General features: G+C 61.2%; 24 protein-coding genes. 1 reads left to right on the top strand and 23 read right to left on the bottom strand.

Going from position 1 to position 21,440, the window contains the following annotated elements; translation table 11 throughout:
* Positions 1 to 20: 20 nt before the first annotated feature.
* From IE087_RS13240 to IE087_RS13175, 14 genes are all read right to left on the bottom strand, one after another.
* Positions 21 to 398, bottom strand: coding sequence for a hypothetical protein (locus IE087_RS13240; RefSeq protein WP_229801379.1), 378 nt, complete (start codon positions 396 to 398; stop codon positions 21 to 23).
* A 26-nt stretch (positions 399 to 424) separates the two neighbouring features.
* Positions 425 to 1,759 carry a cell division protein FtsA gene (ftsA, locus tag IE087_RS13235; protein WP_189369814.1) on the bottom strand — a complete coding sequence of 445 codons (1,335 nt, stop codon included), beginning with the start codon at positions 1,757 to 1,759 and terminating at the stop codon, positions 425 to 427.
* A gap of 5 nt (positions 1,760 to 1,764) precedes the next feature.
* Positions 1,765 to 2,631, bottom strand: coding sequence for a cell division protein FtsQ/DivIB (locus tag IE087_RS13230; protein ID WP_229801378.1), 867 nt, complete (start codon positions 2,629 to 2,631; stop codon positions 1,765 to 1,767).
* Positions 2,619 to 3,539: a D-alanine--D-alanine ligase gene (locus IE087_RS13225; RefSeq protein ID WP_189369813.1), complete on the bottom strand. Its 921-nt coding sequence runs from the start codon at positions 3,537 to 3,539 to the stop codon at positions 2,619 to 2,621. Before IE087_RS13225 ends, IE087_RS13230 begins: the two co-directional genes overlap by 13 nt.
* Before the next feature lie 76 nt (positions 3,540 to 3,615).
* Positions 3,616 to 4,539, bottom strand: a complete 924-nt coding sequence (murB, locus tag IE087_RS13220) for a UDP-N-acetylmuramate dehydrogenase (RefSeq protein WP_189369812.1) — start codon at positions 4,537 to 4,539, stop codon at positions 3,616 to 3,618.
* A gap of 31 nt (positions 4,540 to 4,570) precedes the next feature.
* Complete coding sequence (locus tag IE087_RS13215) at positions 4,571 to 4,840, bottom strand: hypothetical protein (protein WP_189369811.1); 270 nt, start codon at positions 4,838 to 4,840, stop codon at positions 4,571 to 4,573.
* Positions 4,837 to 5,085 carry a DUF2484 family protein gene (locus tag IE087_RS13210; RefSeq protein WP_189369810.1) on the bottom strand — a complete coding sequence of 83 codons (249 nt, stop codon included), beginning with the start codon at positions 5,083 to 5,085 and terminating at the stop codon, positions 4,837 to 4,839. Before IE087_RS13210 ends, IE087_RS13215 begins: the two co-directional genes overlap by 4 nt.
* Entirely contained in the window at positions 5,082 to 5,342 is a 261-nt protein-coding gene (locus IE087_RS13205; RefSeq protein ID WP_189369809.1) for a DUF2484 family protein, read from the bottom strand. Before IE087_RS13205 ends, IE087_RS13210 begins: the two co-directional genes overlap by 4 nt.
* Entirely contained in the window at positions 5,342 to 5,572 is a 231-nt protein-coding gene (locus tag IE087_RS13200; RefSeq protein ID WP_189369808.1) for a hypothetical protein, read from the bottom strand. Before IE087_RS13200 ends, IE087_RS13205 begins: the two co-directional genes overlap by 1 nt.
* Positions 5,569 to 5,889, bottom strand: a complete 321-nt coding sequence (locus IE087_RS13195; protein ID WP_189369807.1) for a hypothetical protein — start codon at positions 5,887 to 5,889, stop codon at positions 5,569 to 5,571. The genes IE087_RS13200 and IE087_RS13195 overlap by 4 nt, the downstream gene beginning before the upstream one ends.
* Complete coding sequence (gene murC / locus IE087_RS13190) at positions 5,886 to 7,292, bottom strand: UDP-N-acetylmuramate--L-alanine ligase (RefSeq protein WP_189369806.1); 1,407 nt, start codon at positions 7,290 to 7,292, stop codon at positions 5,886 to 5,888. The genes IE087_RS13195 and murC overlap by 4 nt, the downstream gene beginning before the upstream one ends.
* Positions 7,293 to 7,294: 2 nt before the next feature.
* The gene (locus tag IE087_RS13185; protein WP_189369805.1) at positions 7,295 to 8,392 is read right to left on the bottom strand and encodes a UDP-N-acetylglucosamine--N-acetylmuramyl-(pentapeptide) pyrophosphoryl-undecaprenol N-acetylglucosamine transferase; all 1,098 of its coding nucleotides are present in this window, start codon (positions 8,390 to 8,392) and stop codon (positions 7,295 to 7,297) included.
* Complete coding sequence (gene ftsW, locus IE087_RS13180; protein ID WP_189369804.1) at positions 8,389 to 9,552, bottom strand: putative lipid II flippase FtsW; 1,164 nt, start codon at positions 9,550 to 9,552, stop codon at positions 8,389 to 8,391. The genes IE087_RS13185 and ftsW overlap by 4 nt, the downstream gene beginning before the upstream one ends.
* A gap of 132 nt (positions 9,553 to 9,684) precedes the next feature.
* On the bottom strand, positions 9,685 to 10,212 hold the full coding sequence (locus IE087_RS13175; RefSeq protein WP_189369803.1) for a peroxiredoxin-like family protein: 528 nt from the start codon (positions 10,210 to 10,212) through the stop codon (positions 9,685 to 9,687).
* Between the two features lie 108 nt (positions 10,213 to 10,320).
* Between IE087_RS13175 and IE087_RS13170 the strand changes: the two genes are divergently transcribed.
* Positions 10,321 to 11,487 carry a BaiN/RdsA family NAD(P)/FAD-dependent oxidoreductase gene (locus tag IE087_RS13170; RefSeq protein WP_189369802.1) on the top strand — a complete coding sequence of 389 codons (1,167 nt, stop codon included), beginning with the start codon at positions 10,321 to 10,323 and terminating at the stop codon, positions 11,485 to 11,487.
* 74 nt (positions 11,488 to 11,561) lie between these two features.
* Here IE087_RS13170 and murD read toward each other — a convergent pair whose 3' ends face one another.
* From murD to mraZ, 9 genes are all read right to left on the bottom strand, one after another.
* Positions 11,562 to 12,956 (bottom strand): UDP-N-acetylmuramoyl-L-alanine--D-glutamate ligase, encoded by a 1,395-nt coding sequence (gene murD / locus IE087_RS13165; RefSeq protein ID WP_189369801.1) that lies wholly within the window; start codon positions 12,954 to 12,956, stop codon positions 11,562 to 11,564.
* 73 nt (positions 12,957 to 13,029) lie between these two features.
* Positions 13,030 to 13,686, bottom strand: a complete 657-nt coding sequence (locus tag IE087_RS13160; protein WP_189369800.1) for an SDR family NAD(P)-dependent oxidoreductase — start codon at positions 13,684 to 13,686, stop codon at positions 13,030 to 13,032.
* Positions 13,686 to 14,768, bottom strand: coding sequence for a phospho-N-acetylmuramoyl-pentapeptide-transferase (gene mraY, locus IE087_RS13155; protein WP_189369799.1), 1,083 nt, complete (start codon positions 14,766 to 14,768; stop codon positions 13,686 to 13,688). Before mraY ends, IE087_RS13160 begins: the two co-directional genes overlap by 1 nt.
* Before the next feature lie 16 nt (positions 14,769 to 14,784).
* Positions 14,785 to 16,242 carry a UDP-N-acetylmuramoyl-tripeptide--D-alanyl-D-alanine ligase gene (locus tag IE087_RS13150; RefSeq protein WP_189369798.1) on the bottom strand — a complete coding sequence of 486 codons (1,458 nt, stop codon included), beginning with the start codon at positions 16,240 to 16,242 and terminating at the stop codon, positions 14,785 to 14,787.
* Complete coding sequence (locus tag IE087_RS13145) at positions 16,239 to 17,714, bottom strand: UDP-N-acetylmuramoyl-L-alanyl-D-glutamate--2,6-diaminopimelate ligase (protein WP_189369797.1); 1,476 nt, start codon at positions 17,712 to 17,714, stop codon at positions 16,239 to 16,241. Before IE087_RS13145 ends, IE087_RS13150 begins: the two co-directional genes overlap by 4 nt.
* A 35-nt stretch (positions 17,715 to 17,749) precedes the next feature.
* The gene (locus IE087_RS13140; protein ID WP_189369796.1) at positions 17,750 to 19,537 is read right to left on the bottom strand and encodes a peptidoglycan D,D-transpeptidase FtsI family protein; all 1,788 of its coding nucleotides are present in this window, start codon (positions 19,535 to 19,537) and stop codon (positions 17,750 to 17,752) included.
* Positions 19,534 to 19,890, bottom strand: a complete 357-nt coding sequence (gene ftsL, locus IE087_RS13135; RefSeq protein WP_189369795.1) for a cell division protein FtsL — start codon at positions 19,888 to 19,890, stop codon at positions 19,534 to 19,536. The genes IE087_RS13140 and ftsL overlap by 4 nt, the downstream gene beginning before the upstream one ends.
* Complete coding sequence (rsmH, locus tag IE087_RS13130; protein ID WP_189369794.1) at positions 19,890 to 20,852, bottom strand: 16S rRNA (cytosine(1402)-N(4))-methyltransferase RsmH; 963 nt, start codon at positions 20,850 to 20,852, stop codon at positions 19,890 to 19,892. The genes ftsL and rsmH overlap by 1 nt, the downstream gene beginning before the upstream one ends.
* A gap of 2 nt (positions 20,853 to 20,854) precedes the next feature.
* On the bottom strand, positions 20,855 to 21,346 hold the full coding sequence (gene mraZ, locus IE087_RS13125; protein WP_189369793.1) for a division/cell wall cluster transcriptional repressor MraZ: 492 nt from the start codon (positions 21,344 to 21,346) through the stop codon (positions 20,855 to 20,857).
* Positions 21,347 to 21,440: the final 94 nt, after the last annotated feature.

The raw sequence follows: 21,440 nt of genomic DNA, 5'->3' as shown, positions 1-21,440 counted from the left end.
CCTGAGAATCAAGCGATTCCCTAGCTCAGCGGCACCTCTGGGCATCCCAGATCCCTATCGTTGAACCGCGCGAGCTGGCTTTCGCCAAATGCTCTCCCGACGCCCAAGACCATCAGGTTTCCGTCCTTATCGTAAGGAACCCAGCACACCGGCCCGACTGGGTCGAGATCGCGATACAAAAAACATATTTGACCGTTAGGCGTCGTTATCTCGCCGTAAACGCATTTGTTTTCAGACCCCCGCCAGACCGACAGTCGCGGGGACAGAAACTGTTCGACACCAACCAGATTGCCAAACTTGCGGTCAAAGAAAGAAACCGTTTCGCCCGTGACCCGCGCCATAAACTCTTCCGGCGCAATCCGCTGTTGTGCCATGCCCGGCAGCGCAAACAGCGCCACAAGCACAGACGCAACCAGCCAACGGCCTACCAATTGTCGCGGAACCACTTGACCGCGCGGCGCAGACTGCGCGCCGGATACCTGTCCGCGGGAATGTCGAAGTCCCACCACTCGTCCTGCGGATGCGCGGCAAAGAGCGCAAGGCCGACCGCCGACGCAAAGCCGGGTCCTGTTGCCGCCTGAGGCAAGCCGTGCACGCGCAAAGGTCGACCCAGACGCACCTGTTGGCCAAGGATTTTCGAGGCCAGACCATCCAGACCCGGGATTTGGCTACCGCCGCCCGTCAACACGATCTGCTGGCTAGGAAGATGATCGAACCCGGCGGCGTCCAAACGGGCGCGTACCTCCTCCAGAATCTCTTCCACACGGGGGCGCATGATCCCGATCAGTTCCGCCCGCGATGCCGTGCGACGATCATGTTCATAGTCGCCTGTGTCACCGCCAATTTCGATCATCTCGCGATCATCCATACCGGTGGCATGCACCCCACCATAGAATGTCTTGATCCGTTCGGCATTCGCCATCGGCACCTGCAAACCCATCGAAATGTCGCTGGTCACATGATCGCCGCCCATGCGTACCGCATCGCCATAGATCATGTGCTTCTTGATAAAGATCGATACGCCAGTCGATCCGCCACCCAGATCAATGCAAGCCGAACCCAGCTCTTGCTCATCCTCGACAAGCGCAGCAATCCCCGACGCATAGGACGAGGAGGCAATGCCCGCCAGCTCCAGATCACAGCGCTTGATGCAATGCGCCAAGTGCTGCACCGCCGATGCATCAACGGTCAGCATGTGCAGATCAACGGCCAGTTCATTGCCCAGCTGGCCACGCGGATCAGACAGACCCGAACGGTGATCAAGCGCAAAGTTCACGGGCTGCGCGTGCAGCACCTCGCGCCCTTCCCCGTAGTCCGGCACATCGCAGCGCGACAGCACGCGGGCCACATCCTGTTCGGACACGACGCCGCCCTCGAGGTCCAGCCGCGCATCAAGGCCATAGCTGCGTGGCTCAGCCCCGGCAAAGCATGCAATCACGTGATCGACCCGGATGCCAGCCATCTTCTGTGCTGCCTGCAACGCGGTGCGAATGGCGCGCTCGGTTTCCTGCATGGCGCAGATCTCGCCAAAGCGCACACCCCGCGACCGGGTAGTGGCAGCGCCGATCACCCGGAACCCTGATTGCCCGGCAAGCGACCCGATCTCGCCCTCTTCGCCCAGCTGGTTTGTTCCATCAAAACGTAAAACCAGACAGGCAATTTTCGAGCTGCCCACATCAAGGATCGCCACCACACCCCGTTGCATCGCGATCTTGCGCATGTTCCGCATGCTGCGCTGGCTGGCATAAAGGTCGGTCATCACTACTACTCGGTCCCCGGGGTCAACTGTCTGATACGCCGCCATTCGGCGGTAGAATTGTCTGTCATGCGCACGGTGGGTCTGTCGGCCAAACGCAAATCGATGCGCGCGATATCGCGCTTCAGCACCTCGTCCACACCATCAAGGGCAATCACCCGTTCAAGCGCCTGCACCGCGCCGTCAGTCGGCAGCATGATGCGTTGATTGCGATCCAGCACAACATCCCAACGGCGGTCACCGAGGCGGACCAGACCGCGAAGACGGTCACCAAGGGGCGCACCGGCGGCAACCAGTTGCATCGCCTCATCCACATGTTGCGCCGCCCCCTCTCCCGCGATCACGGGCAGATCAGGGCGTAGCCCACGGCGCGCAATGGGCCGTACAAGCGCGCCGGCCTCGTCAATCAGGGTCAGGCCCTCGGGCTGACGCCAGATGGCCACCGGGACGCGCGGTGTGATGTCCACCTGCAAAACCCCGCCCGGACGAATGCGCACGGACGCTTCCTTGACCGGGGGCATCTGGCGCACGGTGGCCCGGATGGCCGCAGGATCGAGGTCAAAGGATGAGATCGGGAAATCAAGTGGGACAGCCGTGCGAATAGCTTCGGACAGTTCAGTGTCCGCGCCATCAATGGCCATCAGGTTGACCATGAACTCCGGGCGCTGCTCAATGCTTGCACGCGCTTCGGCCACGGTGGCCTGAATGGCCGCCTGCGTGTCCGGGTTCGAAAGCCACCACGTCGCGGCACCAAAAGACAGCGCGAAAGGGATACCTGCCCGCAGCATCAAACGGATGCCCGGCGTCAGCATCAGGCGTTGCATGCGCCACGACCAGCGCGACGGGGCTGGATCAGCGCGCCTTACCGGTTGCATGACGCATCCTCCACCATCCAGGCGCAAAACTCGCCAAAGGACATACCAGCCGCCTGTGCCTGTTCGGGCGTCAGCGAGGTTGGGGTCATTCCGGGCTGCGTGTTAATTTCAAGCAGGATCAAACCTGCGGTGCGCTTGCTTTCATCCCAGCGGAAATCGGTGCGTGTCACGCCCCGGCATCCAAGTGCCTGGTGCGCACGCAGGGCATAATCCTGACACAGCTCGGCAATCTCGTTCGGCACATCCGCCGGGATCACGTGGCGCGATCCGCCGGGCTTGTACTTGGCGTCGTAGTCATACCACCCATCTGTGATGATATCGGTCACACCCAACGCGCGACCATCCATCACCGTGGTGGTCAATTCGCGGCCATGGGCAAAGGCTTCGACCATAACCTCGGCGGGCATGTCGTCACTCAGGCGTGGCGGGCTGTTGGCCCCCTCCTGCACAAGATAGACGCCAACGCTCGATCCCTCATTGTTGGGCTTCACGACATAGGGCACCGGCATGACATGGTCGGCCATGACGTCTTCCTTCGACCGGATAACGCTGTCGACAACCGGCAAGCCCGCCGCGCGAAACACCTCTTTCGTGCGCTGCTTGTCCATCGCCAGGGCCGAGGCCAAAACGCCGGAATGCGAATAGGGAATGCCCAGCCATTCAAGGACACCCTGCACGCAGCCATCTTCGCCCCAACGGCCGTGCAGGCAGTTCAGAACGGCATCCGGTGCAATGTCCTGCAAAACAGAAGCAAGATCGCGGCCAGCATCGACCTCGACCACTTCATAACCCATGTCCCTCAGCGCGGCTGCGCAGGCCTGTCCCGTTGACAACGACACCTCGCGCTCAGCCGAGGGGCCACCCTTTAACACCGCCACTTTGGAACGTCTGCTCGACTGCCCCGCCATGTGCCTCTAGTCCCGGGGTTCTTTTGCGAACCCTCGATTTATACGCCGAAAATCGGCCTGCCTTGCGCGGAAAACCCTAAGCCGGATCGCCGACGCGCATGATTTCCCATTCTAGCGTGATGCCACTGGAATCGTAAACCTTTTTTCGCACATCTTCGCCCAAACCTTCGAGATCGGCGGCGGTTGCCTGCCCAGTGTTGATCATGAAGTTCGAGTGTTTTTCACTCATCTGTGCCCCACCCCGCCGCGCACCGCGCAGGCCCGCGTCATCAATGACCTTCCACGCCTTCAGATCATGGACATCATCGTCTTTCCCGGTGGACGAGAACCCGGCCGGATTTCGAAATGTAGACCCCGCGCTACGGTCCTTGGTGGGCTGGGTCGCATCCCGCTTGGCCAGCTGATCGGTCATGCGCGTATGCAGCTCTTGTGGCTCAGCCATGGGGCCGCGCAGCGTCACGTGGGTCAGGACCGCGCCATCCGGTAGCGCGCTTTGACGGTACTGGAAGTTCAGATCGCCAGCATCCAGTGTCGTGACCGTGCCATCGCGCAGCACGACATGCGCCTGCACAAACACATCCGCCATGTAACTGCCATAGCAGCCCGCATTCATACGCACCGCGCCACCAATGGCACCGGGGATGGTGCGCAGAAATGTCAGGTCAACGCCCGCATCAGCCGCCTTGCGCGCCACATGGGCGTCAAGAGCCGCCGCACCCGCGGTAACCGTGTCGCCCTCTACCTCGATGCCGTTGAACCCGCGACCCAGACGGATCACCACTGCCCGAAGGCCGCCATCCCGCACGATCAGGTTGCTGCCCACCCCCATGGGAAAGACCGGAACGGCAGGATCAAGGGCCGCAAGAAAGGCGCTCAGGTCCTCCACGTCGGCAGGCTGAAAAAACCAATCCGCCGGGCCGCCGACACGCAACCATGTCAGGCCAGACAGATCCTTGTTCGGAGTCAGTGTGCCGCGAACGGCTGGCAGGTCATACGTCATGGCGCTGCAATGCCGCCATGGATGCAAGAGGTCAAGTCGCCTTGCTGTGACGCCGGATCAACCCACAAAATACAGCGCCCCCCAACAGTCCCGCCGCCATCGGCATTGCCACAAGAAAGGTGGCAACGACTGCCGCAAACCCATCGCCGGGAAGTGTGTTCGGTGCCATAGAAACCCACAACACCGCCGATACAAGAACAATGATCACAGCGACCAAACTGCGCAACATGAACCGGGCAGCCAGAGACCAACCCGCCACGATCCCCAGACCCAGTGCCGTCAAGGCAATTGCATACATCATCGGATCAACCTCCCTTTGACCCAGCGGCTGAGGTAAATGACTGGCCACCGCAAGATACTCATCCCCGCAACCATGACGATAAGCCCCAACCACGGACCATGCTGCCACGTGACATAGCCAATAATGGGAATACCAATCGCAATAAGCGCATAGGCATTTGTCCAATGGTTATCCCGGCTGGGCATCATTGCAAGCACGTTCGCCGCGACGCCCCACAGGCACGCAAGGATCAGGGATAGACTCATGAACGGAACTCCGGCGGAAGTTGAGGGTTCTGGCCACGGGCCTTGGCCATGAAATAGCGCAGCGGATTGCGAAACATCGACACAAAGGCCGCAAGCGCAAGACAACCGGCCCACCAGGCCACGGTGATGCCCACCCACGCAATCAGTACAGGCGCCGCGATCAGCAGGGCAATACCAGGAATGTATTGATGACGCATAGGCAGCATCGCAACAATCGTCGCGGCAAACACCCAGCCTATGCAGGCCCACAGCAACATCAGCCCCGTCCCCCGAACCGTTTGCCCAAGGTCCAGCCCAGCATAAGCGCAAGGGCCGCCGGGCCAGCAAAGAACAACGGTGATCCGGGTGTCCCTGCAAACAGATTGTACAGGCTCAAGATCACACACAGCACGATCAACACGCCCAACACCATGGGCAGGTTGCGCATGCGCAGGATTACACCCAGAGGCATCAAAAGCAGGCTGAATACGATGGCGAGTGTCGTCACGCCGCCCTCCACTTGGTCCAGGCAAAACGCACCGCAGCAGCAAAAAGCGCACACACCATCGAAGAAGCCATCATATAGCCAGCCAACAGCACCATACCGATACCGGTCTGGCGCACTTGCTCAATCGTGTCTGAAAGAGAGATACCTTCAATCAGCGCCCAAGCACCAAAAAACAGGTACGGCCCCACAAGCATCGCGCATGCAAGCAACACCAGGGTGTACACCACAGGCTTCAGCCCCCAGACCAGCGCCACCGGGAACGCGATCAAAGGAATGCCGTGCACCGCAAACTGCAGGATGAACTCAACGATGCTCACGCAGCCCCCTTGTGCAGCCTCGCTGGCAAACCATTGGCCCAGGCGCTGATCGACCCTGCCCCAAGGCAGACAACCATGTCACCCGGGCGGGCCTGTTCGCGCACCAAGCGCTCCAGATCGTTCTCATCCACAACGGCCCGCGCATGGCGGTGACCGTGACGGATCAGCCCCGCCACCAGATCGTCTCGGCTGGCCCCCTCAATCGGGTCCTCGCCTGCGGCAAAGATATCCGCGATCCCCACGACATCCGCGTCATTGAAACAGGAACAGAAATCATCGAAATGATGATGCAGCCGCGTGTAGCGGTGCGGCTGGTGGACCGCGATCACGCGGCCTGACGTGGCTTGGCGCGCAGCTTTCAAAACGGCAGCAATCTCGGTTGGGTGGTGGCCGTAATCGTCGATGATCGTGATGCCCTCAACCTCGCCCACACGGGTAAACCGACGGTTAACGCCGCCAAAACTGGACAGAGCATTGCGGATTTCATCCGCTTTCATACCCAGATGGCGGGCAACGGCGACAGCGCTGAGCGCGTTCGACACGTTGTGATCCCCGGGCATCGGCAGGCTGCATCCTTTGATCACCTGATCCTCGGCCTGCAAGGCAATGTCGAAATGCGCCACGCCGTTCTGGTAGGTCAGGTTCATCGCCCGCACATCCGCTTGCGCGTTGAAGCCATAGGTCACCACGCGACGGTCCGTGATCTTGCCCACAAGGCTTTGCACATCCGGATCGTCAGTACAGCACACGGCCAAACCATAGAACGGGATGTTCGACACAAAGTCGTAAAAGCCCTTGTGCAGAGCCTCTTCAGTGCCCCAATGCTCCATATGCTCGGGGTCAATATTGGTCACGATGGCAATGGTCGCAGGCAACCGATTGAAAGTGCCGTCGCTCTCGTCGGCCTCCACCACCATCCACTCGCCATCACCCTTGCGGGCGTTCGAGCCATAGGCATGAATGATGCCGCCATTCACAACGGTCGGGTCAAACTTGCCCTCATCTAGCAGGGCCGCAACCATCGTCGTGGTCGTCGTCTTGCCGTGTGTCCCAGCCACCGCAATGTTCGACCGCAAGCGCATCAGCTCCGCCAGCATCTCGGCCCGCCGCACAATGGGCAGGCCCCGCGCCCGCGCCGCGTCCAGCTCAGCATTGCCCGGCTTGATGGCGGACGAGATCACAACGACCTCAGCCTCTTCGATATTCTTCGCAGTCTGGCCCACGAACACACGCGCGCCCAGTTCCTGCAACCGATCCGTGATCGGTGTTCGCTTTAGGTCCGAGCCCTGCACAACATAGCCGTGGTTCAGCAGAACCTCTGCAATGCCCGACATGCCAATCCCGCCAATCCCCACAAAGTGGATGGCACCAACGTCTCCGGGCAGTTTGGTTGCGGCATTCATTGTCAGGCCCCTTTCTGGCTGAGGGTTTCGACCATGTAGACAAGCTGTTCAGTGGCATCCGGCTTGCCGACGGTCAGCGCGGCGTTGGCCATCTGCAACGCCCCATCGGGATTGTCCAGCACGGTGTTGATCTGTTCGGCAACAGCCTCGACGCTCAACTGGCTTTCGGGAATCAGGATGGCCGCCCCCGCATCCACCAGACCACGCGCATTGGCTGTCTGTTCATCCCGAATGGCAGACGCAAGCGGCACCAGGATCGACGGACGACCAATAATCGAAATGTCCGCAACCGACGATGCCCCCGAGCGCGAGATGATCAACTGCGACTCGGTCATCCGGCGCGGCACGTCGTGAAAGAACGGCTGCACATCGGCATTGATCCCGTTTTCAGCATAGAAGGCGCGCACACGCTCCTCATCCTCGCCCCGCGCCTGATGGCTGACCCGGATGTTGCGCAAACGATCCATCGACAGGCTGGCAATCGCCGGCGGGATCACATCGGACAAGATGCGCGCACCCTGGCTGCCACCAATCACCAAAATCTCCATCGGGTAGTCACCGGGCGCGATGTAACCCGCCCCGGCCCGCTCCAGCACCGAATTGCGCACCGGGTTACCGACAAAGGTGCCCTCGACGCCCTCGGGCAGTTCAGTGGGCCATGTCCCGCAAGCCACCGCATCGACGCGCTTGGCAAAAAGCTGGTTCACACGGCCCAGCACACCATTCTGCTCATGGATCATGCGCGGGACACGCAGGATCGTAGCAGCAGCAAGCGCCGGAATAGTCGGATAGCCGCCAAAGCCCACGACGACAGCGGGACGATCCCGCAGCATCTTGATCTTTGCAGCGGCAATACCCGCCGCAATGCGAAATGGCACTGCTGCCTTGGCCAGAACCCCACCACGCGCAAAGGTGGCGGATGACACCTGTTCGATCTTGGTCGTGTGGGGGAAGCCACCCGTGTAGCGCGCGCCGCGTGCATCGGTGCTCAGCTTCACACGCCAGCCACGTGCCAGCATCGCCTCGGCCAAGGCCTGAGCGGGGAACATGTGCCCGCCGGTGCCACCGGCAGCGATGAGAAGGAGCGGCTGTTGCGTCATCGGCGGCGCCCCAAAAGATCAGATATCTCGCCCTGCGGGCGGCTCCGCGTAAAAGCCAGCAACATGCCCACGGCAATACCAGACGCAATCACGGACGAGCCACCATAGCTTACAAAGGGCAACGTCATGCCCTTGGCAGGCAACAGACGCACGGCAACACCCATGTTGATCATCGCCTGAACCCCGAACATGCAGGCCAGCCCGGTGCCCGCAAGGCGGATGAACGGATCACGCTCACGCAGAAGGCGCATCAGCGACCGCACAACGATCCCTGTATAAAGCGCGATGATGCACAGGACGAGGATCAAACCGTATTCCTCGGCCGCCACGGCAATGATGAAGTCGGTATGCGCATCGGGAAGCGACCACTTCACCTGCCCCTCACCCACGCCCACGCCGAACAGACCACCTTCCTGAATGGCGTTGGTGGCATAGCCCAGCTGTGTCCGCGGATCGACATCCGGGCTCAGAAAGCCATCAATCCGCCGGGCGAAGTGCTCGGAATTGGAATAGGCAATGGTACCGCCGAACACGACCAGCCCGGCCATGCCGACCAGAAGGATCATGGGCGCACCAGCCACGAAATACATCACACCCCAGCCAAATAGGACAAGGCAGGCCTGCCCGAAGTCCGGCTGCAAGGCCAGCATCAAAACGATCGAAACGCACAGCGCAAAGGACCAGGTCCTGCCTGGTGGGCCGTTCAACTCCTGACTCGCCGCCAGCATCCATGCGGCTGCCACGACAAATCCGGGCTTCAAAAATTCAGACGGCTGGATGCTGGCAAAGCCCATCGAATACCAACGCACGGCCCCCTTACCAAAATCGGTTCCAAAGAACGGCAATAGTGCCAGCGCCACAAAGGACACGAGGAAACCCAGCACAGCCAGCCGACGCACCACCCCAGGGGACATCATCGACGTGATGATCATCACGATCAGCGCAACCGATCCAAAGAACGCCTGCCGCGCAACATAGTGAAACGGGGGAAAGCCGTTCTTCTCAGCCAGTGGAACCGAGGCCGCCAGCGCCAGCAACAGGCCAATGGCGAACAGGAAAAGAACGCAACTCAGTGACCACTTGTCGACTGTGCGCCACCATTTTGGAAGAATCGGTTCACCGTCCCGCACCGGGACCGCACCATAGACCATCTCAGTCATGATCTGCCGCCTTGCTGCCTGTACTGCCTCATGCCCCCGGTTGATCCGAGGTGCTGCGCGATAGCATAGCGACAAATGATCAAGCGGGCCAGCCTTAGTTTACTGGCCCGCAAGCGGGGTTACGCCGCCCGGTCAGGCAGCCTTGTGCATACCCCGGATCGGGTAGTCATTCGATCGGACAAAGGTGATACCCTTGACCACGCTCTCAAGATCCGGGCGCAGGAACGGCGCGTTCGACACATCCACCATCTGGATCGCGCCGTCACCGTTCACCACAAACAGGCCCGGCTCCGGGAATGGCTGATCGGTTTCCTGCGGGCTGCGCGGGTCCGAGATATAGACACCTAGCGCATCCATCTGCGCCACACTCAGGCCGTAGCCCATGGCCAGGCTCAGCTCTTTCTCATCCACCATGGCCTGCGCCTTGGCTTCCGGATCACCGGAAACAGCCACAACATCAACGCCCAGCGCGTTGAAGTCACTCTCAAGCACCTGCAGCTTCGACAGGTAGGTTTTGCACAACGGGCAATGCAGGCCGCGATAGACAACAACCAATTGCCAGTCATGCCCGCCCCGCGGCGCACCAAGGGTCAGCGTGCCGCCGCCCAATCTGGCAACATCAAGTTTCGGAAAAACGCTCCCGGCGGCCAAAACTGTCATTCTGCAGATCCTTCTTTGCTTGCGACATTGTCACCGACCTAGGAAATGCAAAGGCCCACACAACCCCGACACCTTGACCCTTTATGTGCGATGCTGCACGGGAACCTCATGGAATACGACACGCTCGTCATAGGGGCCGGAGCCGCAGGCATGATGTGCGCAGCACATGCAAGCGGGCGCGTGCTGCTGATTGATCACGCCAAGGCGCCGGGGGAAAAGATCCGCATTTCCGGCGGCGGACGCTGCAACTTCACCAACCTTCACTGCGACGCCCACGCCTTCATCAGCCAGAACCCTCATTTCGCCAAATCGGCTCTCGCCCGCTACACGCAATGGGATTTCATCGAACTGGTGGACCGTCATGGTATCGCTTGGCACGAAAAGACGCTGGGACAGCTATTTTGCGACCACTCGGCCAAGGACATCATCGCAATGCTCCGGGGCCTCATGGACCAGGCAGGCGCTGACCTCCTCCTGCAAACATCGGTCACCGATATCGCCAGGGACGGCAATGGCTTTGTCGCCCTTCTCAGCAACAGCCGTCGCATCACATGCCGCAACCTGGTGATCGCCACAGGTGGCAAATCCATCCCGAAAATGGGCGCAACCGGGTTCGCCTACGATACCGCACGCCAGTTTGGGCACCGCGTGACGACAACCGAACCGGCGCTTGTCCCATTCACCTTCACAGACCGCCGCTTTGCCGACATCTCGGGCGTCTCCTGCCCGGCCCGGGTTACGGCCAACGGCACCAGCTTTGACGAAGCGATGCTGTTCACCCATCGCGGCCTCTCCGGTCCGGCCATCCTGCAGGCGTCCAGCTATTGGAACACAGGCCAGGACATCACCGTTCACCTCGCCCCGGAAACGGACCTCGCCGGCATCCTGCGGGCCAAACGGCGCAGCGACGGAAAGAAAGCGCTGACAACCGAACTGGCACGCCACCTGCCCGCCCGGCTTGTCGATCATCTGTCCACGCAGCTGGACATGTCGGGCCGCCTTGGCGATCTGTCCGACGCGCGGATTGAAGCCCTGACCCATGACCTGCACCACTGGGCCCTGACCCCAAGCGGCACCGAAGGCTACCGCACCGCCGAAGTGACCCGTGGCGGTATTGAAACGGGTCAGGTCAGCTCAAAAACAATGGAGTCGCAGATCACACCGGGCCTGTACTTCATCGGCGAAGCCCTTGATGTCACCGGCTGGTTGGGGGGCTATAACTTCCAATGGGCCTGGTCATCCGCCATGGCCGCTGCACGGGCGCTTCAGAGCTGATCACACCCCTTTTTGGGAAAGCCAAAAGGCTTTTTCAAAATCAGAATGGAATGCGCCGTAGGCGCGCCTTTGGATTACAGCCGCTTCGTGACCTCAGTGACAAAGTCATCGCCTCGCCGCTCAAAACTGTCATATTGATCGAAACTGGCTGCAGCAGGCGCAAGCAGAACCACATCTCCGGCCTCAGCTTCTTGCATCGCAGCGTCCACTGCCGCCGACATCGTGCCGCACACCTGCGCTTCGACATTCAGTTGCATCGCGAACTGCGCCGCTTCTCGCCCGATGACATAGGCTTTGCGCACACCGGACGAGGCGTCGTTGAGCGGATCAAGCCCGCCCTCTTTCTGCAACCCGCCACAAATCCAACGAATGTTCTTGAACGCCATCAGCGCCTTGGCCGCGCTGTCCACATTCGTGGCCTTGCTGTCATTCACATAGCGCACACCATCTGCCTCGGCGATGGTCTGGCTGCGATGCGGCAAGCCCGCAAAACTGTGAAAGGCCTGTTCGATCACCTTAGGCGCCACACCAACCGCACGCGCAGCAGCATAGGCGGCACAGGCATTCTGGTGATTGTGCGCGCCGGGCAAGCCTGCAACCTCGCGCAGATCAATGGACGCAACCTGACGTCCCTTGCGGTACTCGGCCAAAAAGCCCTTTTTCGCAAAGACCTGCCAGCCGGGTCCGGTCAGCTTTTCCGCCACAGACACACGGATCACGCGGTCATCGCTGGGGCCTTCGCTCAGTTGCCCCGCAAGGGATCGCCCTTCGTCTTCATCCACGCCAATGACAGCCCGGTCCGGGCCACCCTCGGCAAAAAGCCTGCGCTTGGCGGCAAAATATCCACCCATACCCGCATGCCGATCCAGATGATCCGGCGACAGGTTGGTGAACACGGCCACATCCGGCGTCAGGCTGCGCGCGAGGTCAGTCTGGTAGCTCGACAGTTCCAGCACCACGATCTCACCATCATGGGGCGGGTCGATGTCCAACACACCGCGCCCGATATTGCCCGCAAGCTGGCTGGGGCGGCCCGCGACCTCCATGATGTGATGGATCAGGGCGCAGGTCGTCGATTTGCCATTAGACCCGGTCACGGCAATGACCCGCGGCACGGTGTCAAAGCGGTTCCAATCGGAAGTGGCAAAGGATTGGAAGAACAGCCCGATGTCATTGTCCACCGGCACACCGGCAGCCCATGCCGCAGCGATCACCGGGTTGGGGGTCGGGTAAAGATGCGGAATGCCCGGGCTGACAATCAGCCGCGCAATGTCGTCAAACGCACCCTGTTTTTTCAGGTTCAGACAGGTAAACCCTTCCGCCTCGGCCTTGGCCTGCGCCTCGGGGTTGTCATCCCAGCAGATCGGTGTCGCACCGCCTGCTTTCAAAGCACGCGCTGCAACAAGGCCCGAGCGTCCAAGCCCCAGAACCGCAACGCGTGCGCCGTTCAGACCCTGCACCGGGATCATGTCCTTGCTCCCTTGGGGCTCTGCCCCCGGCCTGCGGCCTCCCCCGAGGTATTTTCAGCCAGAAGAAAGATCATCACCACGCCTTTTCCTGACGATCGCGAAAGAATTTGCCGGTCACGTTTGCAGGCGCATCAAGCGCCAGCCAGATGGCCGTGTCCGCGCCCTCTTCCGGTGTGCGGGGCGCGGCCTGACCGCCCATGCGTGTGTGCACCCAGCCCGGGCACATCGCATTGATGCTGACACCCTTCGGCAGATCACGTGGCAAGGCATGGGACAGTGCATTCAGCGCCGCCTTGGCCACACCGTACCCGCCCGGACCTTCCAGACCCTCGTCAAAGGCGCCCCAGCCGGAACTGACATTGATGATGCGGCCCTGTCCCGTCTGCGCCATATGGGGCAGGCATAGCAGGATCAGTTCGAAGGGCGCGTGAAACATGACCTGCATGGACCGCCGCAGACCCTTGGGATGGGTCACCATGCTGTCTTCAATCAGGATGCCTGCGTTGTTGATCAGGATATCGATGCCACCTGCGGCCTCAATGGCCGGTGCAAAGGTGGATGTATCCTCAAGGTCAAGATGGACCCAATCGCAGCCCAAGGCGGCCGCTGCAGCTGCCCCCGCCTGCGCATCTCTTACCCCGATCACAACATCGCATCCCCGCGCAAGCAGATCCTGCGCCATCGCGTACCCGATCCCACGGTTGCCGCCAGTGACCAGCGCCCGTGGCATCACCGCACCTTCAGGGTGGCAAGGCCGATCATCGCCAGGATCAGGGAAATGATCCAGAACCGGATCACGATCTGAGGCTCAGCCCAGCCCTTTTTCTCATAGTGGTGGTGGATCGGGGCCATCAGGAACACGCGCTTGCCGGTACGTTTGAAGTAGAGAACCTGAATGATCACACTCAGCGCCTCGACCACGAACAGACCGCCTACGATGGCCAGAACCAGCTCGTGTTTCGTCGCCACGGCAATCGCGCCCAAAGCACCGCCCAGCGCCAAGGATCCGGTATCACCCATGAACACCGCAGCAGGCGGCGCGTTGTACCACAGGAACCCCAAGCCCCCACCAAAGAGCGCCGAGGTAAAGATCAGCAACTCACCCGTACCGGGCACATAGTGCACATCCAGATACTCGGTGAAGTCAACGCGGCCCACGGCATAGGCGATGATGCCCAGCGTGCCGCCTGCGATCATCACCGGCATGATGGCCAGCCCGTCCAGCCCATCCGTCAGGTTCACCGCATTGGCGGCCCCCACAATGACGATGATGGCAAAGGGAATGAACAGAACCCCCATATTGATCAGCACATCCTTGAGGACAGGCACCGCCAACTGGTTCTGCAGATCGTCGGGGTGGCTGATCGTGGCAAAATAGGCAGCAATACCAGCAATCAGAAACCCCAGCAAAAGCCGCACCTTACCGGGCACACCTGCCGTGGTCTGTTTGGACACCTTGGCATAGTCGTCGGCAAAACCGATCAGGGCAAAGGCCAGCGTGACGCCCAAGACAATCCACGTGAACGGGTTGTCCCAGCGCGCCCACAACAGCGTTGATGTGGCCAGGGCCCCAACAATCAGCAGCCCCCCCATGGTCGGCGTGCCCGCCTTGGAAAAATGCCCTTCCGGCCCATCATCGCGGATCGGCTGGCCCTTGCCCTGCTTCTTGCGCAACACCGCAATCAGCGGACGGCCAAAGAGAAAGCCAAACACCAGCGCAGTCAGGAACGCACCCCCGGCCCGAAAGGTGATGTAGCGGAACAGGTTGAAAAAGTCCCCGCCATCCGAAAGTGCCGTCAACCAATAAAGCATGCCTGCCTGTCCCTCGTTATTCTTTTTGGGCCTTATCTTTTGGGTCTTCGCCCTTGTCTACCGGATGGCCCATTTTGCGGATCGCGTCAACGACCCGTGCCAGTTGCATGCTCAGCGATCCCTTGACCAGAACCACGTCCCCGCTGTCCAGGCGGCGCGGAACCTGTGCCGCCATCTCTTCGGACGTCTCTGCCCATTGCCCCTGTTTGTCTGCAGGCAGCGCCTCGTGCAGATGCTTCATCAGCGGGCCGATGCAGTGGATCACGTCGATGGATGCTATGGAGGGCAGATCGGCAATCCCGCCATGCATCGCGGGTCCTTCATCGCCCAGCTCCTTCATGTCACCGACAAAAGCGATCCGCCGCCCCTTGCTGACACGTCCGATGTCATTGGTCACTTCCGCAGCGGCCAGAACCTCAAGTGCAGCGCCCATTGAGGTCGGATTGGCGTTGTAACTGTCATCGATCAGCTCCAGCGTCATGTGGGTCTCGACCGGGTCCAAAACGATGACTTCGCGCGCACCCCGCCCCTCGTAGGGGGACCACCGGCCCAGCGACTGCGCCGCAAGGGCAAGGTCGGCGCCCAGCGCCTCGGCGGCGGCCAGCGCGCCCAAACCGTTCATGGCATAGTGCTTGCCGACAGCGCCAATCTTGAACAGCAGCGGGGCGTCATGCGCCTCAGCCTGCACCACGGTTGTATCACGCTTCAAATCAACGGATTTCAATTTGAAATCAAAGCCGTGTTCGCCAAAGCCGATGTCGCGACGCTTGGCGTCATGCGCCTTGGCCTGCAGGATCGCCGCAGTCGAACAGTCGTTGTTCAGAACCGCAGCACCGCCATACTCCAAACCGTCAAGGATCGATGCCTTCTCGACCGCGATCCCCTCGATATTCTCAAAGGCTTCCAGATGCGCAGCGGCAACCGTGGTGATCATCGCCACATGCGGCCGCGCCATCTTGGCCAGCGGCGCAATCTCGCCGGGATGGTTCATCCCGATCTCGATCACCGCATACTCCGTATCCTGCGGCATCCGCGCCAGTGTCAGTGGCACACCCCAATGGTTGTTGTAGCTGGCAACCGAGGCATGTGTGCGCCCCTGATCCGTCAGGATGGCGCGCAGCATTTCCTTGGTCGAGGTTTTGCCAACCGACCCGGTAATGGCGACCACGCGGGCCTCTGTGCGGGCACGGGCCGCGATACCCAGCCCTTCCAGACCTTCCAGAACATCATCCACGATCAGCAAGGGCGCATCTTCGGCCACGCCGTCCGGCACATGGGTCACCAGCGCCGCGGCCGCGCCCTTCTCAAGCGCCTGCGCCACAAAATCATGCCCGTCCCGAGCCGCCTTGAGGGCCACAAAGATATCGCCGGGCTGAATCGTGCGGGTGTCGATCGACACCCCGGTCGCCACCCAATCCGTGGTGGCGCGCCCACCCGTTGCGGCAGCAGCCTCGGCTGCGGTCCAAAGCGTCATGTCAACCGTCCTTCCAAGGCGGCCACGGCCACGCTTGCCTGTTCCACATCGTCAAAGGGCAGCACATCATCGCCCACGATCTGACCCGTCTCATGCCCCTTGCCCGCGATCAGCAGCGCGTCACCGGGCCCCAGCGCATCGACCGCGCGCAGGATTGCCTCGGCCCGGTCCCCCACTTCGGTTGCCTCGGGGCAGCCCTCCATGACCGCAGCGCGGATCAGTGCGGGGTCTTCGCTGCGCGGGTTGTCATCGGTGACAAAGACGATGTCAGCATTCTCAGCCGCGGCCTGCCCCATCAACGGACGCTTCCCCGCATCGCGATCCCCGCCTGCCCCCACAACGGCAATCAACCGGCCCATCACATGCGGGCGCATCGCCTTGAGCGCGGTGGCCACCGCGTCAGGTGTGTGTGAGTAATCCACGAACACCGCCGCGCCATTCTCGCGCGTGGCGGCCAGCTGCATACGCCCTCGAACGGTGCCAAGATGGGGCAACGTCTCGAACACCCGCGCGGGCTCCGCCCCGCAGGCAATGACCAGCCCGCAGGCCAGCATCACGTTGTCGGCCTGAAAACCTCCAATCAGGGGCAGACGCGCGGTATACGCCTTGCCCTCATATTCGAACCGCACATCCTGACCCGTCGCATCGAACCGCTGCGCGCTCAGGCGCAGATCGCCGCCATCCCGGCCCACGGCCATCACGGTTTGCCCCCGCGCCCGTGCAATGGCGGCCATGTCCACGCCGCGTGCATCATCCATATTGATCACGGCCACCCCGTCCTCGGGCAGCACACGTGCAAACAGACCCGCCTTGGCGTCAAAATAGGCCTCAAATGTGTGGTGGTAGTCCAGATGATCCTGGGTAAAGTTCGTGAACCCAGCCGCTTTCAGCGTCACGCCATCCAGCCTGCGCTGGTCCAGACCATGCGAAGAGGCTTCCATCGCGGCATGGGTAATCCCGTTCGCCTTCGCCTCAGCAAGGGTGCGATGCAGTGTGATCGGCTCGGGCGTGGTGTGGGCCAAGGGGGCCGTCCATGCGCCCTCCACCCCCGTTGTGCCCAGGTTGACGGCAGGCAAGCCCATCTCGATCCAGATCTGACGCACAAAGGTCGCCACGGATGTTTTCCCGTTGGTCCCGGTGACAGCGACCACCACGTCAGGCTGACCGCCAAACCACAGGGCAGCCGTCCGGCTGAGCGCCTCGCGCGGGGCATCGGTGACAACAACGGCCACATCGTCCAACCACTCCGCGGCCAGTTTGGCCCCTTCTGCATCGGTCAGAACGGCGGCCGCGCCCATGCGCACCGCGTATTGGATGAACTCCGCCCCATGCACGCGGCTGCCCGGCATGGCGGCGAACAGGAACCCGTCCGTCACCTCGCGGCTGTCCACGGCAATGCCGGTGATATCGGGATTGACCCCACCTCGGGCGGTCAGGCCCAGCGATGAAAGTGATCGTGCCTGCGCGCCCATATTGTTGGCCCTACGGTTCGGGTGCGATGCGCACCTCAGTTGCTGCTGGTCAGCGTTATATCAGCGAGGGTGACAGGTTCAACGCTTGGGCGCAGGCCCAGTAGCGGTGCAATCCGGCCAATCATCTCGGCGGCAACCGGAACGGCGGTCCAACCAGCAGAACGGCGCGGTTTGCTACCAGAGGTTTCGACCGGTTCGTCCAGTGTCACCACCAAAACGTATTTTGGATCATGCGCCGGGAACATGGTGGCAAAGGTGGCGATGACTTTGTCATCATAATAACCACCGCGCGGCTTGGGCTTGTCGGCAGTCCCTGTTTTTCCGCCAACGGCGTATCCCGGTACTTCTGCCATGCTAGCGGTGCCATCCGTCACAACCTTGCGCAACATCTTACGCGCAGCACGGGCCGCTCCTTCGCTCATGACGCGATCACCAAGACGCGGACCATGCTGCTTTACAATGGTCGGCTTAACCATCCGGCCGCCATTCGCAATTGCAGAATAGGCAGCGGCAAGGTGCATCGGAGACGACGACAGACCGTGACCATAGCTGATTGTCACCGCGCTCAAGTCGGTCCAACGCTTGGGCAAAAGCGGCCGCCCTGTTCGTGCTTCAACAATTTCGAAATCCGTTGGTTTGAAAAATCCCAGCGACTTGAGGAACTGCTGTTGGCGTTCAACGCCAATCTGCAAGGCCATGCGGCCCGTGCCGCGGTTCGATGACTTAACTATGATGTCGGCGACACTCAGCTTCTTGTAGTTCTTGTTGTTGAATTCACCGATGCTGAAACCGCCAACACGCATAGGGCCCGACGCATCAATGATCGTAGAAGGTGACACCAGCCCGAGATCAACGGCCTGCGCTGCAGTGAAAATTTTGAACGAAGATCCCAACTCATACACGCCCTGCACAGACCTGTTGAACAGCGGGCTGTCCGACTGATCCCCTTTGGTCGCGGGTCGGGGTCTGTTGTTGGGGTCAAATGTTGGCAGCGACACGACCGAGATCACCTCGCCCGTCTTCACATCCATCAGCACGGATGTCGCGCCCTTGGCATTCATCAACCGCATACCGCCATAGAGCACACGCTCGGCGGCGGCCTGAATGGTCAGGTCCAAGGACAGCTGCAGCGGCTTCTGGCCGTTTGCCGGATCGCGCAGATAATCATCGAACTGCTTCTCAACACCCGCAACACCGATGACCTCGGCGGCGCTCACACCTTCCTTGCCAAAGCTGGCCCCGCCCAGAACATGGGCAGCCAAGGTCCCATTGGGATAAAGACGCATGTCGCGCGGACCAAACAGCAGACCGGGATCACCGATCTCATGCACCAGCTGCATCTGCTCAGGGCTGATTTTCTTGCGAATCCACAGGAACTTACGCTTGCCGGTGAAATCCTTCAGCAGCTCCTCTTCCTTCAGATCGGGAAAAATCTCGGCCAACTTCTGGGCCGCCGCTGCCGGGTCCACCATCTGCGGCGGCTGGGCATAGAGCGCATGGGTCTCGAAATTCGTGGCCAGTAGACGGCCCTGACGGTCAACGATATCCGCGCGGGCCGCCGAAATCGCAGCGCCCTGAGCACTCGCTCGGGGCTCAACCGGCTCCGATGTGGCAAGCATTCCCATGCGGACGGCAACCGTCATGAAGGCGCAGAAAAAGAACAGGCCCAACACCAGCAAACGGCCCTCGGCGCGCTGGCGCGAGCGGTCGCGCATTTCCTCGTGGCGGGCACGCAGGTTCTCACGCTCGATGGCTTCGGTGCTTTCACCGGCGGCGCGGGCGGGCAGAATACGGGCCAATGGGCGCAAAGGGGTGCGGGTCATGGCTGCTCTCCATCGCCGGGCAACTCGCCGGACACTTCAACCGCGTTGTCGATGACAAGTTGCGGTGGCGCGGGATAGGCCACCTCGTCCACATGCCCAAACTGGTCAGGGCGGAACGGCAACAGGCCAAGCCGGTCAAAGTTGATGTCGGCCAGATCGCGCAGCCGGTCCGGGCGGTTCAAATAGGCCCATTCGGCCTTGAGAACGGCCAGCCGCGAATGTGCCATGCGGATGTCACGGTGCAGCCTGTCCGTCTTCGACAGCGCTTCCTGCGTCGCGTAATTCTCGCGATAGGCCCAGAAGGCCAGGCCAATCACGGCCAATGTCGTCAAAATATACAAAACCGTGCGCATCAGATGGCCCCCCTGACCTGCGGCATACCAATACTCTTTGCGTCAATCTCTCCGGCAGGCGCGTCCGTGCGCACCGCCACCCGCAGCTTGGCCGACCGGCTGCGCGGGTTTATCTCCAATTCTTGCTTGTCGGGCCCAATCGCCTTCCGGGTCCGCAATTCGAACTGCGCGGGCACGGCCTCCACCTCGGGCGCATAGCGGTTCGGGTTCGACTGCCGCCCACCGCGCGCGGTCATGAAGCGCTTCACCATCCGGTCCTCGACCGAATGAAAGGTCACAACGGCCAGTTGCCCACCGGGTTTCAAAGCCCGCTCAGCTGCCATAAGCCCCTGATACAGCTCATCATATTCATTGTTCACCGCAATGCGCAGAGCCTGAAAACTGCGGGTCGCAGGATGCGATTGCCCCGGCTTCGGACGCGGCAGGCATTTCTCAATGACACCCACCAGCTCAAGCGTCGTGGTGATAGGCCGCGCCGTGATGATCGCACGCGCAATGCGGCGCGACGCCCGCTCCTCGCCGTACTGAAACAGGATGTCCGCCATCACGCCCTCTTCGGCCTCATTCACAATATCCGCGGCAGAGGGTCCGTCCTGCGACATGCGCATATCCAGCGGCCCGTCCTGCATGAAGGAGAACCCCCGCTCAGCGCGGTCCAACTGCATCGACGACACGCCCAGGTCCAGAACAATACCGTCCAGCCCCTGCCCGTACTCATCCAGCTTCGAAAACACACCCGGCTGCATCACGATCCGGTCGCCATAGGTCGCAGCCCACTCTCCAGCCAATTCAAAGGCCAAAGGGTCACGATCCACCGCAATCACCTGCTCAGCCCCGGCCTCCAGCAAGGCGCGCGTATAGCCCCCGGCCCCAAAGGTGCCATCAAGCCATGTGCCATGAATGGGCGCGCATTCCCGCAGGATCGCGTCGATCAGAACCGGAATATGTGGCCCCCCAGCCATTCTTACTCCAAGTCCCCGTCAAGGTAAGCTGACGGGTCCAGATCAGGATCGAACCCATCATCATGCAGCGCGGCGATACTCTCGTCATAAGCATCGGGCTGCCAAATCTCGAATGTGTCGCCCGAGGATACAAACCGCGCCATGCCATCAAGGCCGATCTTCTCACGCAGCTTGGCGGGCAACACGATGCGGCCGGTATCATCAACAACGGTCTCGATGGATTGCGCGCTATACAGACGCTCCATCGCCTTCCGCTTGGCCGAACCGCGCGGGAATTTCGAAATCTTCTCGTCCACCTCATCCATGGCCTCGACCGTGAAGCCCTCAAGGTAGTCACGCGTCGCGCCGCCATAGACAATGATAATGCGGGGCGGCAGGCCCTCGGTCCAGTCGGGGTCACAGGCTTCGATCACACGACGAAACGAGGCCGGGATAGACACCCGCCCCTTTGCGTCCACCTTGTGGTCGCTTTCGCCTCTGAACCTGCGTGCCACCGTTTTGGCCCGTCCCTATTTCACCTTCGCGCCGCAGCGCTTCAAATTCGTTCCCCAGTCACCTGCGCCCTCTTTTCGGGGCCTTGAAATGAAA

Origin of the sequence: Tateyamaria omphalii (assembly GCF_014651375.1) — a bacterium.
Classification (GTDB): Bacteria; Pseudomonadota; Alphaproteobacteria; order Rhodobacterales; family Rhodobacteraceae; genus Tateyamaria; species Tateyamaria omphalii.
Note: the sequence above shows the minus strand (reverse complement) of the source record. Positions and strands in the feature narration are given on the sequence as shown.